We start from the raw sequence: 13,136 nt of genomic DNA on the forward strand, positions 1-13,136 counted from the left end.
AAAAAAGGAGTGATTCACATTGACAAGTACTAACGAAATCAAATCATCAATTAATGCCTTTATTCAGAACCTGACTGATTCTTCTAAATTCAATGGAAATATACTGGTAGCAGACAAAGAAGGTATTCTAGCTAATACATCTATTGGATTTGCAAATGTGGAACATAACGTACTAAATCAACCGAAAACAAAATTTAGAATTGGATCAGTGACAAAACAATTTACAGCAATGGCGATATTACAATTAGTTGATCAGGAAGAATTAAGTTTGGATACAACTTTGGCTAGATTCTTGCCACAATACCCTATTGTTCATCAAATTAATATTCATAACTTGCTTACACATACCTCGGGGATTTTTAATTTTTCTAATCAAAAAGACATATTAGAATGGTACAAGTCTTCCCTTTCAATTAAAGAAACAATGGAGAGCTTCTTGGATATGCCTGTTAACTTTTCACCCGGTGAGAAGTATGAGTACTCAAATTCTAATTATTTTTTATTATCGTATATCATCGAAGTAGTATCAGGATGTAGTTATGAAGAGTATATTAATGAACATATATTTAAACCACTCGCAATACAAGATTCTGGTTATGATAATGAAGCAACAATTATTTTAGACAGAGCGAACGGTTATTATATCGAGAATGAGGTACTGAAAAATGCTCCATATATTAATATGAAAATTCCACAAGGGGCCGGAGGATTATATTCTACAATAGAAGATTTATATAGATGGGATAGAGCATTATATACTAGTTCACTAATTAGTGATGAATTAAAGATGAAAATGTATACACCCTATTTAGAAAATTATGCATATGGGTGGATGATTCACCATATTGGAGAACGTAAAGTAGTATTTCATTCAGGTGGAATTCATGGCTTCGATTCTTTTATTTGCAGATTCATTGAAGAACAAGTATGTGTTATTGTATTGAATAATTTCTCACAGGATACAGGTGAAATTGCTATGAAAATATCTACCAGAATTTTCGAATGATTACTTATGAGGTCAGGTGGATCGTCTAACAATGTTTTACAGCATCGTCGCTGACGCTCCTTGGTCCCCGAGAGGGATTATCTGTGAAGTGGAATCAGGCGACACATCCAACCAGCCAAAAGGTTTCCATACGGAAACAGATTAAATAGTGAAAACCATGAAAATAGCTTGGAAATATTTTAAATAGGGGTATAAATGATTTTCTGGATTATTGCTTTTGGAGAAAATTCTTCAACGAATACTTTAAAACGGACATTTGTCATTTTAACTTTATACTTCACCTCTTATCAATTCAGTTACGTGAAGAACTTATTAGCTAAAATTTCCAAACTGATAGAACAGTATACAACATATTGAGATTTTGAATATCATTTTTGATGATGAGAACGTAACTTAATAGTGGAAGTGTGAAGTATGAAAAAAATATTATTGGTTTGTATTATGATAATGTTGATGCTAGCATCGGCTTGTGGAAATGTGGAAATGACATCAAATTCAAATATTTCCAGTGAACCTAAAGCTGAAACGGATGAGCCTATTATTCCAAAAAATACATCCGAACATTGTACTGTAGATCGTATAAATTTGGATAGTGAAACTGAAAAATATTTCTATGGAACTTGGAAAGTTGAGAAACTTTTAGGATTTGCAAACTCATATAATGATGCTTCTGAATATCCAACAGGGCAAAAATTTATTGAAGATGAAATTATCATCAATAAAGACTTTTTTTCATCAAAAGGACTTAAAAACTATAGTGATTATCAATATGAACTAAAAAAACCTTTATATGAGATTACAACGACATGCTATAACTCTGACTCTTTTTATAGATTATATAAAATAGATATCCCAGACTTAAATATAAATGATGTAGTAAAAGTAATAAATATAAGTGACCCTTCTACAAAACTTAGAATACCTTTAAGTTTTTTTGTTATTAATAACAACAGGCTTATCTTGTTAGCAGAGGCAACTATTTTTGAACTTGAAAAAATTACTGATTAAATGAATTAAGGTTATGTAATAAGTTCTGTGCTAATAGAATAGAAAACATCCAGAAAGGTAAGGATTGGAATGTTTCCTATGCGGAAACAGGATTAGGTAGAATCATTAGAGAATTAAGAGAGTTAAAGAAGGAAACACGTAAAAACCGGAACAAGTAATTTAAAAGGGTAAATAGAAGAAGAAGGAGCATCAGTTAACATTGAATTACCACAGCGGTCGCTTCGCTCCATTGGTCACCAGGAAGAAGTTTCGTAGAAGTTAATTCTGGTGACACATCCAACCAGCTAAGTGGCAGAGCCATTCGGACCTACGATCCTTAAGCAGTTTGGACGTCGGTAATGCGCGAACGTTAGCTGAAATCCCAACAATAATAATCGGAACATTGGAGGAATAATGAATGCATATTTCCAAGATGAATCCTGAAGAATTAACACCAGAACAAATGATAACTCTATTGTATCTTAGTGGTCGAATGGAATCAGAATTGAAGGGCGATTGTATCATGGTATTCGGCAATGGGAATTTAGATAGGTCCAATAAAGCTAAACAATTATATAAAGAGGGAAGAGCTCCGATTATTTTATTTTCAGGAGGAGATAAGTGGGGGCAACGCGATGAAATTGAAGCAATCTCTATGAAACAATATGCAATTGAACAGGGTGTTCCAGAAGAAGCAGTAGTAATAGAAACAATTTCAAATCATACTAAAGAAAATGTCTTGGCATCAATATTAGTATTAGATCGAGCACTTGGATTACATAAAATTAAGAGATTAATTGCTGTTAGTGATTCTGGTCATTTGAGGAGATGTCTACTTACTCTCAAAACTTATATGCCTAGTTGGATAGATTTTGAAATGGTTGGAACTGACGTAGAACTACCACTTAATTGGTGGAATATAGGTCCAATCAGAGAGAGGGCCGATAAAGAAATAAGGAGTTTAATACATTATATTAATGAAGGCCAACTAAAAGATGATGAAATAGCATTGTAAATGAATTATTCGTTGAGAGCTGGGACATCTGATAACAACACATTCTTGCTGCGTCGCTGACGCTCCGCAGTCGCCAAGATGGATTTCATAGAAGTTAATTCAGGAGACACATCCAACCGCTAAGTCTGACGACCCGGACCTTCGGTCACTTAAGCCGCTTGAACGACAGGAATGCGCGAACAATATCGGAAATCAGCGAACACCATAAAGACCTAAATAATCCATTGTTTGTGTAAATTAGATTTCTTTAAAAAGAGTAATAGAATATTCTTAAATCAGGCTATTAAAGGAGCTCGGGAAGATGGCTAATCTACATGACAAAAAGAACAACGGTACTTATGTCGAATTCACTTTTTTAAGATGCATACCAGGGGAATACGAAGGTTGTCAACTTAATTTCAAGTATTATAGAGAAAATAACAAAATCTATGAACTAGATTTTGGATGGACAAATTTAACTATAAAAAATTATATTGAGGTAACTTCATTTTTCCCATTGGATATGTTAAATGATTTTATTTTAAATTGCCTGTATAGCTCTTTTGAAAGGCACCTTTACCAATTGGATTGGAAAAAGTTAAGAGAAGAAAAAATATATAGACTTAGATTCTTTGGATCGCAACAAGATTTTTCAATAAATGTAGTTGATGAAGCAGTCAGACAGTTTGGGCGAGATTTAGAAACAGAGTGGAAAGAAGGGATTCCTCTAGCTCAATAATAAGTGAGTAATCTCGCTAAACTAACGGGAAACAAGGGAGTTAAGGATATTAAAATTGAGGGATATTTCAAAGAAAACGCTGACATCTGGGCATTCGCCCTTGATCGCCAAGAGGGATTTTCAAGGGGATTAATCAGGTGATTCAACCAGCTAAGTCTGACGACCCGGACCTGCGGTCCTTAAGCTGCTTGAACGTCAGGAATTCGCAACGTTAAGTGAAATTGTGCTGGAACTGAAAAAAATATAAACCAATAAATCCCAAGGGCGTTGATTGTCTAAATGGATCTAACCATCAATCAATTTAAAGAATTACTTCAAACCGGACAAAAGACTTTTTTAGGTATTTGTGTAGAAGAAGGAAGTCTTAAAATTATATTTTGAATGGATACACATTTATAGATTGTACGTTTGCTCTTGATTTTTCAAAGGAAAATTTATGAAATAGTAGATTTATAAACTCGAATTTGAAAACTTGTAACTTTAGTGAAGCGAATTTAATAGAATCAGATTGGACAGGGAATATGTTATGTCTGCTGAATTTTTTAAAGCAAAGATAGATAAGATACAATTTAATGAAAATTACTATCATTCTGTAAGGCTTGAAATCAATGATTTAGAAAGAATGTTATAGATTTTGTGAGGTATTCATTCATTAAAAGAGTCCAACATATTCCTACTGCGGTATACTCCCTTGACGCCAAGGGGGGATTTCATTGATTCATGCGATACATTCAACCGGCTAAGTCTGACGATTCGTTTTCTTTGGTCACTTAAGCTGCTTGAACATCAGGATTGCCAACCGTTATACACCATAACTTCCAATAGATATATAAATATAGTTTGAAGGGGAATTCCAATGGAGGAATTGAAACATATAAAAGCAATCTTATTTGATTCTGGCCGTGTATTGAATCATCCTAGGTCAGGTCACTGGTTTATCTCACCTAAATTTTATAGTTATGTCAACAAAGAGAAATTTGAATTAATAGCACAAGATCAAATAGAAAGTGCATTTCATAAAGCATTACAATATATGGACGAAAATCCGTTGATATTATCTGAAACAGAAGAGTACAAACATTTCATTCAATTCTACGCAATCGTTTCTGAAGAATTGGCTTTACTTGAACTTAACAGAGAACAAATAGAAGGGTTAGCATATGATACTGTTTTTAACGATGATAAATTTAAGTTTTATCAAGATGTCTTTGAGGTAATACCAGAGCTTAACAACAATTATAAGTTAGGGGTAGTATCGGATACATGGCCGTCGTTAGAACGTGTGTTTAAGAATGTGGGATTGAGAAGCTGTTTTTCAACATTTATCATTTCTTCAGTTTTAGGTGTATTAAAGCCACATGAATTAATGTTTCAAACAGCACTAGCTGAATTAAATATCAAACCAAAAGAAGCTTTATTTATTGACGATAATATTAAAAATCTCGAAGGAGCTAGAAGACTAGGATTACATACTATGTGGTTATTAAGAGGTGAAGAAAATTCAACCGATTCAGGGCATATATTCATCAAGGATCTAAAGAGTTAAAGAGTTTGGTGAAAATATTGGATAAATAATTGTGTTAGTAATGGGCTTAAGAAAGTAATTAATTACATAGTTATCGACACCCGAGCGAGTCATACCTTCATACACATTCATTCCCATTCACATAAGCTAAGAGCTATATAAGTGGAATGGACGTCGTAGTCACAAAAACATTATCGAACATGCGAATTTAAGATTTCCTATATTAGATCGATAATATTTTAGAAGACTTACAAAAGGGAGAAATACAGTGAAGAAAATATTAAGTAGAACAGGTTCATCTATAGCATGTGCCATCCTGCTGATCGTGATAATTACTACTAGTGTTTGTTGGAATAAACTTGGAACTTTGTTTAAGGCAGGTAATTATGATAATGAGGATAATATGGTGGAAACCATAATGGACAAATCAGCGACTCCAGGGGTGGCTATCGTAGTATCAGAGCAGGGCAAGACAGAATATAAGAATTACGGATATGCAGATGTTAATAAGAAGAAGAGGGTAACTGAAGAGTCATTATTTGAGTTAGGATCGACTACAAAGGCATTTACGGCTTTAGCCGTTATTTTATTAGAAAATGAGGGCTACTTATCTCTTTCAGATTCTATTACAGAATATATTCCATCGTTTGAGCCAACCATGAAGGGTGAGAAAGTTAATATTACGATTCATCAGTTGTTAGCTCATACAAGTGGAATTCCATCGTGGAGTATTCGGTTAATTCCTGAAGGTACCACGGAGGATTTACTTGAAAAAACAATACATAATGTGTCAGACATTGCATTAGATACGTATCCTGGGACAGCATATCATTACGCTACAGTTAATTATGATGTTTTAGCGATGATTATTGAGAAAGTTACAGGTAAAAGTTATCAGGATTATGTAACTGAAAAGATACTGGTTCCATTAAAAATGTCAGACAGTTATTTTTCAACAGGTCAGGAAAAGGAATCTGATAAACTTACCAAAGGATATCGTGTATTTTTTGGAAGAAGCATAGAATATGATGCCCCTAGATATTATGGTAATATCGCAGCAGGATACTTGGTAACAAATTTAAAGGATTTAGAACGTTGGATTAATGCCCAAATGGGGATAGGCGGTATCCCAGAACATTTAGTGAAAGCGATACAACAATCTCATCAAGTCGACATCAAAACGGCGGGATACGAAGATGACAATCAATACTATTCATTCGGATGGAGTATGGATACTAAAAATAGAATTGTTAGTCATAATGGATCTAACCCTAATTACTCCTCACAGGTTCTTATTGATTTAGAAAAGCAGCAGGCCATATTTGTTCTGGCCAACTTGAATTCAACTGCGCCATCGCTAATTGCTAATAACATTTATGAGAACATGAATGGAATTCATATGAATAAATTTAATTATGATGATGTGTATCTATTAATTGATTTGGTATTTTCATTCTTAGTAATAATAGCCGTCGTTATTTTATGTGTCCAAGTAATTAAACTCGTTAGAGGAATACAACTACATATTAAAGATGAAAAGACGAGGTTCAGAAAAATGACAGGAGGTAGTATCGCACTAATCTTAAGAATTATGCTTTTAGTATTGGTAATTATATGGCCTTATCTATTAAACAATAATTATCTAATGTTAGGGACGTGGATGTCATATTCAGTATATATGTGGATAGGTCTTACTGCGATCAATTGTATTTTATCGATAATCATTAATATTAAAAAAGTAAGAATAATTAGAAAGTCGTAAAAGTGCTAGATTTAGAAGCTGCGAAAGATGAGTTAGATCTGATATTACTTTGGTCACTAGTGTGATGCAGCTTAGTGAAATTCCTAGCAGCGTTAATGCCTGTTGATGATAATAACGAGGAGACTATTAAGATGAAATTCAGTATTAGACCGATAGAAGATAAAGATACTAATTTTTTATGGGAAATGTTATATGAATCATTATTTGTCTCCGAAGGGCAAGAGCCATTCGAAAAAGGGATAATAAATGATCCCTTAATTTCAAAGTATGTTGATGGCTGGGGGAGAGATGGAGATATTGGATTTATTGCAATAAATAATGAGGGTAGGCCGGTTGGATCTATAACAGCTCGAATTTTTAATGAAAGTAACAAGGGCTTTGGATATATTGATAGTGATGTACCGGAGCTAGGAATGGCGCTTTTGCAAGAATACAGAAATAGAGGTATCGGAAGTGCATTATTAGAAGAGTTATTTAAAGAATGCATTTCAAGGAGAATAAGAAGAATTTCACTAAGTGTGGATCCAGCCAACACAGCAGCTATGAAACTTTACAAACGATTTGGATTTAAAGAAATTGGGGAAGTGGGTACATCTATAACTATGGTTGCAGATTTGGTTGATTAGGATAGGAACAAGAGGATCTAGAACGTAGGTGAAATCGCCTTAAAGAATAATAGGAAGGGTGATAAACATTAATACAAAACATTTAGTAGTCATTTTGCTGCTCTTAGTTATTATTACTGGATGTAACAATAATACAGATTCAAATGTTTCGATTAACTCTATAAGACTTGACTGTCCAAAAACTACCAATGATGAATTATGCGAGAGTAAGTATTTAGATGATGCACAATCTATTAAGATATTTGAAGAAGCAATTAATATGGCGATAAAAATGGATGGTATCTTAGATTACGCTGCAGAATACAACATAATAATTACCTACTCTAACAACACAACAAAGAATTATCATTTGTCGCTAGGAACAGATAGATTGATGAATGGATTATTAGTAGAACAATCAAATTCAAGCCAGGGATACGAAATTCCAATGAAATATGCAAATCAATTAAGAGATGTATTAAAAAAGTAGGCACCTGATAGTAACTTAGGCGATTTATTCGAAAATCAACAAAATACAAGGGGGGTTGGTCAAGTAGGTATGAAAATACATATAATAGGTGGGTCTGGAAGTGGCAAGTCCTATATAAGTAAGAAATTAGCTCAACAGTTGAACATTCCTCATTATGATTTAGATGATATATTTTGGGACAATGCATCGAATCGTTACGGAGTGAAAAACTCAGAGGAAATACGAAATCAACGATTTCAAGAAATATTAGAACATGATTCATGGATTATCGAGGGAGTATATCTGGGGTGGATCAAATCCAGTATAGAAAGTGCTGACAAGGTATTTATATTAAGGCCAAGAATAGCTATTCAACATAAACGCGTTATTACGAGATTTTTCAAGAGGAAGCTAGGGATTGAACAAAGTAAAAAGAAGGAAACGCTTAATAGTCTAATAGAGCTATTGAAATGGAATAAAGAATATAACGACAAGAAACTTATTAGCTTCATCAATTCACTAGATCAATATAAACACAAAGTGATAGAAGTAAGAGATAATAAAGTTATATTGAAAATATTTGAGGAAAACTCAAGAAGGTAAATTAGTTTTGATAACTAACCATTCTACATCGTTGATTTCGCTCCTCAGTCGCCAAAAAATAAATCAAAATTACATAGGAACGCTTGTACGCATTCGGAAGTGAAGGTAAAATATAAATACAATGAATCTTGGGTGGGCATGGTTTCTCTTCGAAAGGAGGTGAAGCCATGGAAGTAAAAGATGCAATAACGATTATGTTCCTATTTGGGATGTTTATCCTTGCTCTTTTATCATACATTAATAATAACAACAAGAAAAAGTAAAAACCCACCCATAGATTAAATGACTAAGGTGGGTTTTGATTCCTGTATGACTTAGAAGGGAATAAACCATCCAAGCCAATTGTACTGACCAAGTGTACCAGCACTTGGTCTTTACTAAATATATAATAACACACTTAAAAACTTGTATCCAAAAAAAATGAAATAAAGTTAAATATAGTATTAAAGAGCGGTAGGACCCATGTGACACATTCAACCGAGTTCAACCGAGTCAGTCTGGATGACCCGTTCCCTATGGTCACTTAAGCTGCTAGGACGTCAGAAATGGGTACGTTGTGTGAAACATCATGAAAACTTATAAACCTAAAACAATAATGCAAATAATTATTAAATGAGGGATAAAAAATGTATTTAAATGAACTATTCAATCACAAACCAACCAAAGAGTGGAATGTAAGGATGATAGAGAATTATCACGACAAAGTACAAGATTCATGGTTTTTGCTTTTGTTGGGGGAATCACATGTGGTGGCATTGCAGATATAACGCATTCGATTTTGTTAACATGTTTGATACATATTGAATTTAATTTTTTTGCTTTCTACTTCGCTAGAAAGTCCTTGAGAGCTAATTCTTAGTGTGTCGGAATCGGGAAAGTTAAAACTTCACCTAACAGAGGATGCCTGCTACGTCGCTAACATTCCTTTGGTGCCAAGAGGAAACTCTAAGAAGTGATTTTAGGCGACACATCAACCAGCTAAGGCTGACGGCCCAGACCTACAATCGTTAAGCCCGATGTCAGGAATTCGTAATGTTATATGGAATAGTCTATACATGTTAGTCCGGGAGAGAATGGGTTTGTTAATAGCCTATATACTGCTAGTGAAGACGCATTTCGTGAGATGATTTTGAGATACTATGATATGGCAAGAGGAATAAACCTAGAATCCCATTTAGTCCCTCAAACTATTTTCTGGTTATATATAGATGGTTATCCTTGTGGGTACGGAAAACTACGTCATTTTCTAAACGATAAATTACTAGAACATGGTGGACATATTGGTTATGTTATTCGGCCTTCATGCCGAAATAAGGGGTTCGGAAAGATAATGTTACGTGAATTATTGGGAAGAGCACGTGAAATAAATATTGAGAATGTATTACTAACATGTGATGAAATCAACATGCCCTCTAGAAGAATTATTGAGACAAACAAAGGTATATTAACTGAGTTAAATGAAGGGGTTTGTAAGTACTGGATAAAGACTACACCATAGGTCTAATCGAAGTAGAGACGACATTATCTAACATCACGTTACCACCACAGAGGTCGTTATGCATCCTTGATTACTAAGAGGAATTTCGTAGAAGTTGATTTCAGGAGACACATCCGACCTGTAAAGTGACAGAATCTTCAGGACCTTCGGTTCTTAAGCTGCGGCTGTCTGGATGTCGGTGAAGTGCGAGCGTTATCCGAAATCATTGAACTATTGAAGGAGAGGTGAACAAGATCAAAAGAAGTAAAGTTATTTTTTATTTAACCATAGCTTTGTTTGTAATAGTCTTTATCTCATTTTCAATAATAAATAAGGTTCAAGAAGATCAGAGAGATATTCTATACATATATACTGATCAAAGAATCGATGTGAAAGAAAACGCAAATTATGAGCAATTATTTGGAGTTGAAGAAGCAAATAGAAGATTTAAATTCATAATATTAAATGGAATTGATAAACGATTTTCGATACAAAAGTATCCTACATTTATAATAGTTGATTGGGAATATAAGAATATTAAGTTCGTGACAAATCAGAGCAAGGGAATTAATGATTATAAATAAATAGTTGCTGATAAAATTGAAAGAGAATCTCTATCGGCTAAGTTTGACGTTTTGAAAGACGCAACGTTATATGAAATCACTGCAAATATACATAATTATAAAAAAGGTGAAAACATAAAGTCCTCTAAAAAATTGAATGATATAAATTAGTTTGCTGTAGGAGGAAGGGAATAAGATGTTTGAAGGATTTAGCTTTGAACCTGGGAGAATAACATATGATTCTTACACATATATTCCGACGGATCTAACAGATCTAGAATGGATAAATGAGGACCTATTCCAGGTCGAATACCCAAATAACTATTTATTGGATGTTGGTTGGTATGGGAATTATGACAAAGGAATTTTTGTGATATATATTATTAAGGATTGTAACTGGGAAGTGCCTATTTTAAAAACAGAATATAAAAACGTAAATGAATTATATGAAGGAATGCAAAAATGTATAGTTACAGTTAAAGAACTAATTGCTATGAAACCAATGAAGTAGAAGAATCGAAGACGGCAGTAACAACATCACATTGGACTCCTACGACGTTGACATTCTCGATCGCCAAAAAGGGGTTTTAAGAAGAAAATTTAGGCGACATATATAACCAACGAAGTTTTGGACGAACCGTTCCCTTATGTTTGTTAAGCTGATTGAATGCCAAAGTTATCGAATTTGACCAAACCAATATTATTAAAACTAAGGTGAAAGACGTAAATACTCAACCTTATCGGAAAGCCTTGTAATCATCTGAATAACAAATTTAATTCAAGAAATCAGAGGGGGAAAGTCATGGAGGGGAATAAAATACAAGCTGTGTTTATCGATCGGGATGGAACAATTGGAGGCACTGATGAAATACTTTATCCAGGATCATTTGAATTGTTTAAGTATACTTGTGAAGCTTTAAATAGGCTGAAAAAAGAAGGGTATAAATTATTTGGTTTTACAAATCAACCGGGAATTTCAAGAGGGGAAGCTACAGAGGAATCCATTAGAAACGAAATGATAGATTTTGGTTTTGACGAAGTATACATTTGCCCACATCAACATACTGAAGGATGTAACTGTCGTAAACCAAATCCAGGGATGCTATTCAAAGCAGCGGAAGATAATAAGCTAGATTTAACTAGATGTATTGTAATCGGAGATAGATGGTCAGATATTTTAGCCGGATATAATGCTGGGTGTATGAAGGTTTTAGTATTAACAGGTGCAGGGAATGAGGCATTAAATAAATATAGACATAAATGGTCACATACAGAAGTCGATTATATTGCGAGGGATTTCGAGGATGCGGTAAACTACATAGTAAATTTAGTGAGTGATATCGATGAAAACAGGGGTATCCGATAAGACGAAGAAAATCATCGCAAAGAAATAACGAAAGAAGAAGGTGTACATATGAATAATTTAACCAGAGTAAGTGTAGCAACTGAAGAAGATGCTGATCAGATAAGAAATTTAATGATCATGATAGAAGAGGATGAGGCTTCTAAGTGGTATTCTAACGGTGAAAGGCCTCATATTCCAGGATTTGATTCGCTTGATATGCAGAAATACCATGCACGATACGGAATGTACTATAAAATAATAAATAGGAATATTTTAGTGGGTGTTATTCTGATTTCAACATCAGGAAGAGAGCACGCAAGAATTGACCGACTGTATATTCACCCGGAGTATCAAGGAAAACATATCGGTTCTGACGTCCTTGAGTTAATTGAAGAATCCAATCCTGAAATAAAAATATGGACATTGGATACAACACAAAAAAGTCCAAGGAATCATTACTTTTACGAAAAAAATGGGTATAAGTTGATTGCTGAAGATAAATATGAAAGATACTATCGTAAAGAAACTAACTGTACAGATTATGATCAGAGTAAATTTAGTATAAGTATAGATTTTTCTAAACATAATTTTAGAGGGTGTAATTTGCAGGATACTGATTATTACGACGTGAATTTAAATCATTCGTGTTTTTCAAATGCTAACATGGGAAATGTAAGATTGAGTAACGTTAATCTATCAAATTCTCATATAACAAATACAAACATGAGTAACTCAATACTGGGTGATTCAAACCTGAGTAATGTTGAAATATGCCATATTTCATTAGGAGGAGCTTATTTGCATGATACCCACTTATCAGTTGATGGAGAAAGGAGGCCTATTTTACTTGAACGATGCGAGATGATAGGTAGTAAAATGATTGATTCTAACCTTTCAAATCTTACTATTCAAAACTGCAATATAGAGGGTATGAAGATTGATGGGATCTTAGTCACTGATTTATTAAAATCATACAACAATTGTAAGCTACGGGCTTAGTATTGAGAGACTCAAAAGAATGAAAGATCATTAAGAAGGGAAGTGACATAAAAGGAAAAGTA

Annotated in this window: 15 protein-coding genes; all 15 read left to right on the plus strand. The window is 33.8% G+C overall.

Annotation, left to right across the window (positions count from 1 at the left end; all coding sequences use genetic code 11):
* Positions 1-19: 19 nt before the first annotated feature.
* The 15 genes from AC1D7X_RS20955 (at position 20) to AC1D7X_RS21025 (ending at position 13,074) form a co-directional block, all read left to right on the plus strand.
* Positions 20-1,006, plus strand: coding sequence for a serine hydrolase domain-containing protein (locus AC1D7X_RS20955; protein WP_495476044.1), 987 nt, complete (start codon positions 20-22; stop codon positions 1,004-1,006).
* A gap of 414 nt (positions 1,007-1,420) precedes the next feature.
* Positions 1,421-2,014 (plus strand): hypothetical protein, encoded by a 594-nt coding sequence (locus tag AC1D7X_RS20960; RefSeq protein ID WP_495458183.1) that lies wholly within the window; start codon positions 1,421-1,423, stop codon positions 2,012-2,014.
* Between the two features lie 397 nt (positions 2,015-2,411).
* Positions 2,412-3,008 carry a YdcF family protein gene (locus tag AC1D7X_RS20965; protein ID WP_495476045.1) on the plus strand — a complete coding sequence of 199 codons (597 nt, stop codon included), beginning with the start codon at positions 2,412-2,414 and terminating at the stop codon, positions 3,006-3,008.
* Positions 3,009-3,309: 301 nt separating this feature from the next.
* The gene (locus AC1D7X_RS20970) at positions 3,310-3,726 is read left to right on the plus strand and encodes a hypothetical protein (RefSeq protein ID WP_495476046.1); all 417 of its coding nucleotides are present in this window, start codon (positions 3,310-3,312) and stop codon (positions 3,724-3,726) included.
* Between the two features lie 856 nt (positions 3,727-4,582).
* Positions 4,583-5,272, plus strand: coding sequence for an HAD-IA family hydrolase (locus tag AC1D7X_RS20975; RefSeq protein ID WP_495476047.1), 690 nt, complete (start codon positions 4,583-4,585; stop codon positions 5,270-5,272).
* Positions 5,273-5,519: 247 nt separating this feature from the next.
* Positions 5,520-7,013, plus strand: a complete 1,494-nt coding sequence (locus tag AC1D7X_RS20980; RefSeq protein ID WP_495476048.1) for a serine hydrolase domain-containing protein — start codon at positions 5,520-5,522, stop codon at positions 7,011-7,013.
* 131 nt (positions 7,014-7,144) lie between these two features.
* Positions 7,145-7,639: a GNAT family N-acetyltransferase gene (locus AC1D7X_RS20985; protein ID WP_495476049.1), complete on the plus strand. Its 495-nt coding sequence runs from the start codon at positions 7,145-7,147 to the stop codon at positions 7,637-7,639.
* A gap of 58 nt (positions 7,640-7,697) precedes the next feature.
* Positions 7,698-8,108 carry a YhfM domain-containing protein gene (locus AC1D7X_RS20990; protein WP_495458193.1) on the plus strand — a complete coding sequence of 137 codons (411 nt, stop codon included), beginning with the start codon at positions 7,698-7,700 and terminating at the stop codon, positions 8,106-8,108.
* 69 nt (positions 8,109-8,177) lie between these two features.
* Positions 8,178-8,690 carry an AAA family ATPase gene (locus tag AC1D7X_RS20995; protein ID WP_495458194.1) on the plus strand — a complete coding sequence of 171 codons (513 nt, stop codon included), beginning with the start codon at positions 8,178-8,180 and terminating at the stop codon, positions 8,688-8,690.
* A 167-nt stretch (positions 8,691-8,857) separates the two neighbouring features.
* A complete protein-coding gene (gene comI / locus AC1D7X_RS21000) occupies positions 8,858-8,953 on the plus strand; it encodes a competence inhibitor ComI (protein ID WP_495458195.1) in 96 nt (31 codons plus the stop codon).
* Between the two features lie 881 nt (positions 8,954-9,834).
* Positions 9,835-10,188 (plus strand): GNAT family N-acetyltransferase, encoded by a 354-nt coding sequence (locus AC1D7X_RS21005; protein WP_495458196.1) that lies wholly within the window; start codon positions 9,835-9,837, stop codon positions 10,186-10,188.
* Between the two features lie 224 nt (positions 10,189-10,412).
* Entirely contained in the window at positions 10,413-10,751 is a 339-nt protein-coding gene (locus AC1D7X_RS21010; RefSeq protein ID WP_495458197.1) for a hypothetical protein, read from the plus strand.
* A 175-nt stretch (positions 10,752-10,926) separates the two neighbouring features.
* Entirely contained in the window at positions 10,927-11,241 is a 315-nt protein-coding gene (locus AC1D7X_RS21015; protein ID WP_495476050.1) for a hypothetical protein, read from the plus strand.
* A gap of 291 nt (positions 11,242-11,532) precedes the next feature.
* On the plus strand, positions 11,533-12,096 hold the full coding sequence (locus tag AC1D7X_RS21020) for an HAD-IIIA family hydrolase (RefSeq protein WP_495458198.1): 564 nt from the start codon (positions 11,533-11,535) through the stop codon (positions 12,094-12,096).
* A 48-nt stretch (positions 12,097-12,144) separates the two neighbouring features.
* Positions 12,145-13,074: a GNAT family N-acetyltransferase gene (locus AC1D7X_RS21025; RefSeq protein WP_495476051.1), complete on the plus strand. Its 930-nt coding sequence runs from the start codon at positions 12,145-12,147 to the stop codon at positions 13,072-13,074.
* Positions 13,075-13,136: the final 62 nt, after the last annotated feature.

The organism is Paenibacillus sp. Y568 (assembly GCF_059445545.1).

Excerpts from the sequence above, each read along its gene's own strand:
- AC1D7X_RS20960 (WP_495458183.1), top strand. The coding sequence starts at position 1,421 with ATGAAAAAAATATTATTGGTTTGTATTATGATAATGTTGATGCTAGCA.
- AC1D7X_RS20965 (WP_495476045.1), top strand. The coding sequence starts at position 2,412 with ATGCATATTTCCAAGATGAATCCTGAAGAATTAACACCAGAACAAATG.
- AC1D7X_RS20970 (WP_495476046.1), top strand. The coding sequence starts at position 3,310 with ATGGCTAATCTACATGACAAAAAGAACAACGGTACTTATGTCGAATTC.
- AC1D7X_RS20975 (WP_495476047.1), top strand. The coding sequence starts at position 4,583 with ATGGAGGAATTGAAACATATAAAAGCAATCTTATTTGATTCTGGCCGT.
- AC1D7X_RS20985 (WP_495476049.1), top strand. The coding sequence starts at position 7,145 with ATGAAATTCAGTATTAGACCGATAGAAGATAAAGATACTAATTTTTTA.
- AC1D7X_RS20995 (WP_495458194.1), top strand. The coding sequence starts at position 8,178 with ATGAAAATACATATAATAGGTGGGTCTGGAAGTGGCAAGTCCTATATA.
- comI (WP_495458195.1), top strand. The coding sequence starts at position 8,858 with ATGGAAGTAAAAGATGCAATAACGATTATGTTCCTATTTGGGATGTTT.
- AC1D7X_RS21005 (WP_495458196.1), top strand. The coding sequence starts at position 9,835 with ATGGCAAGAGGAATAAACCTAGAATCCCATTTAGTCCCTCAAACTATT.
- AC1D7X_RS21015 (WP_495476050.1), top strand. The coding sequence starts at position 10,927 with ATGTTTGAAGGATTTAGCTTTGAACCTGGGAGAATAACATATGATTCT.
- AC1D7X_RS21020 (WP_495458198.1), top strand. The coding sequence starts at position 11,533 with ATGGAGGGGAATAAAATACAAGCTGTGTTTATCGATCGGGATGGAACA.
- AC1D7X_RS21025 (WP_495476051.1), top strand. The coding sequence starts at position 12,145 with ATGAATAATTTAACCAGAGTAAGTGTAGCAACTGAAGAAGATGCTGAT.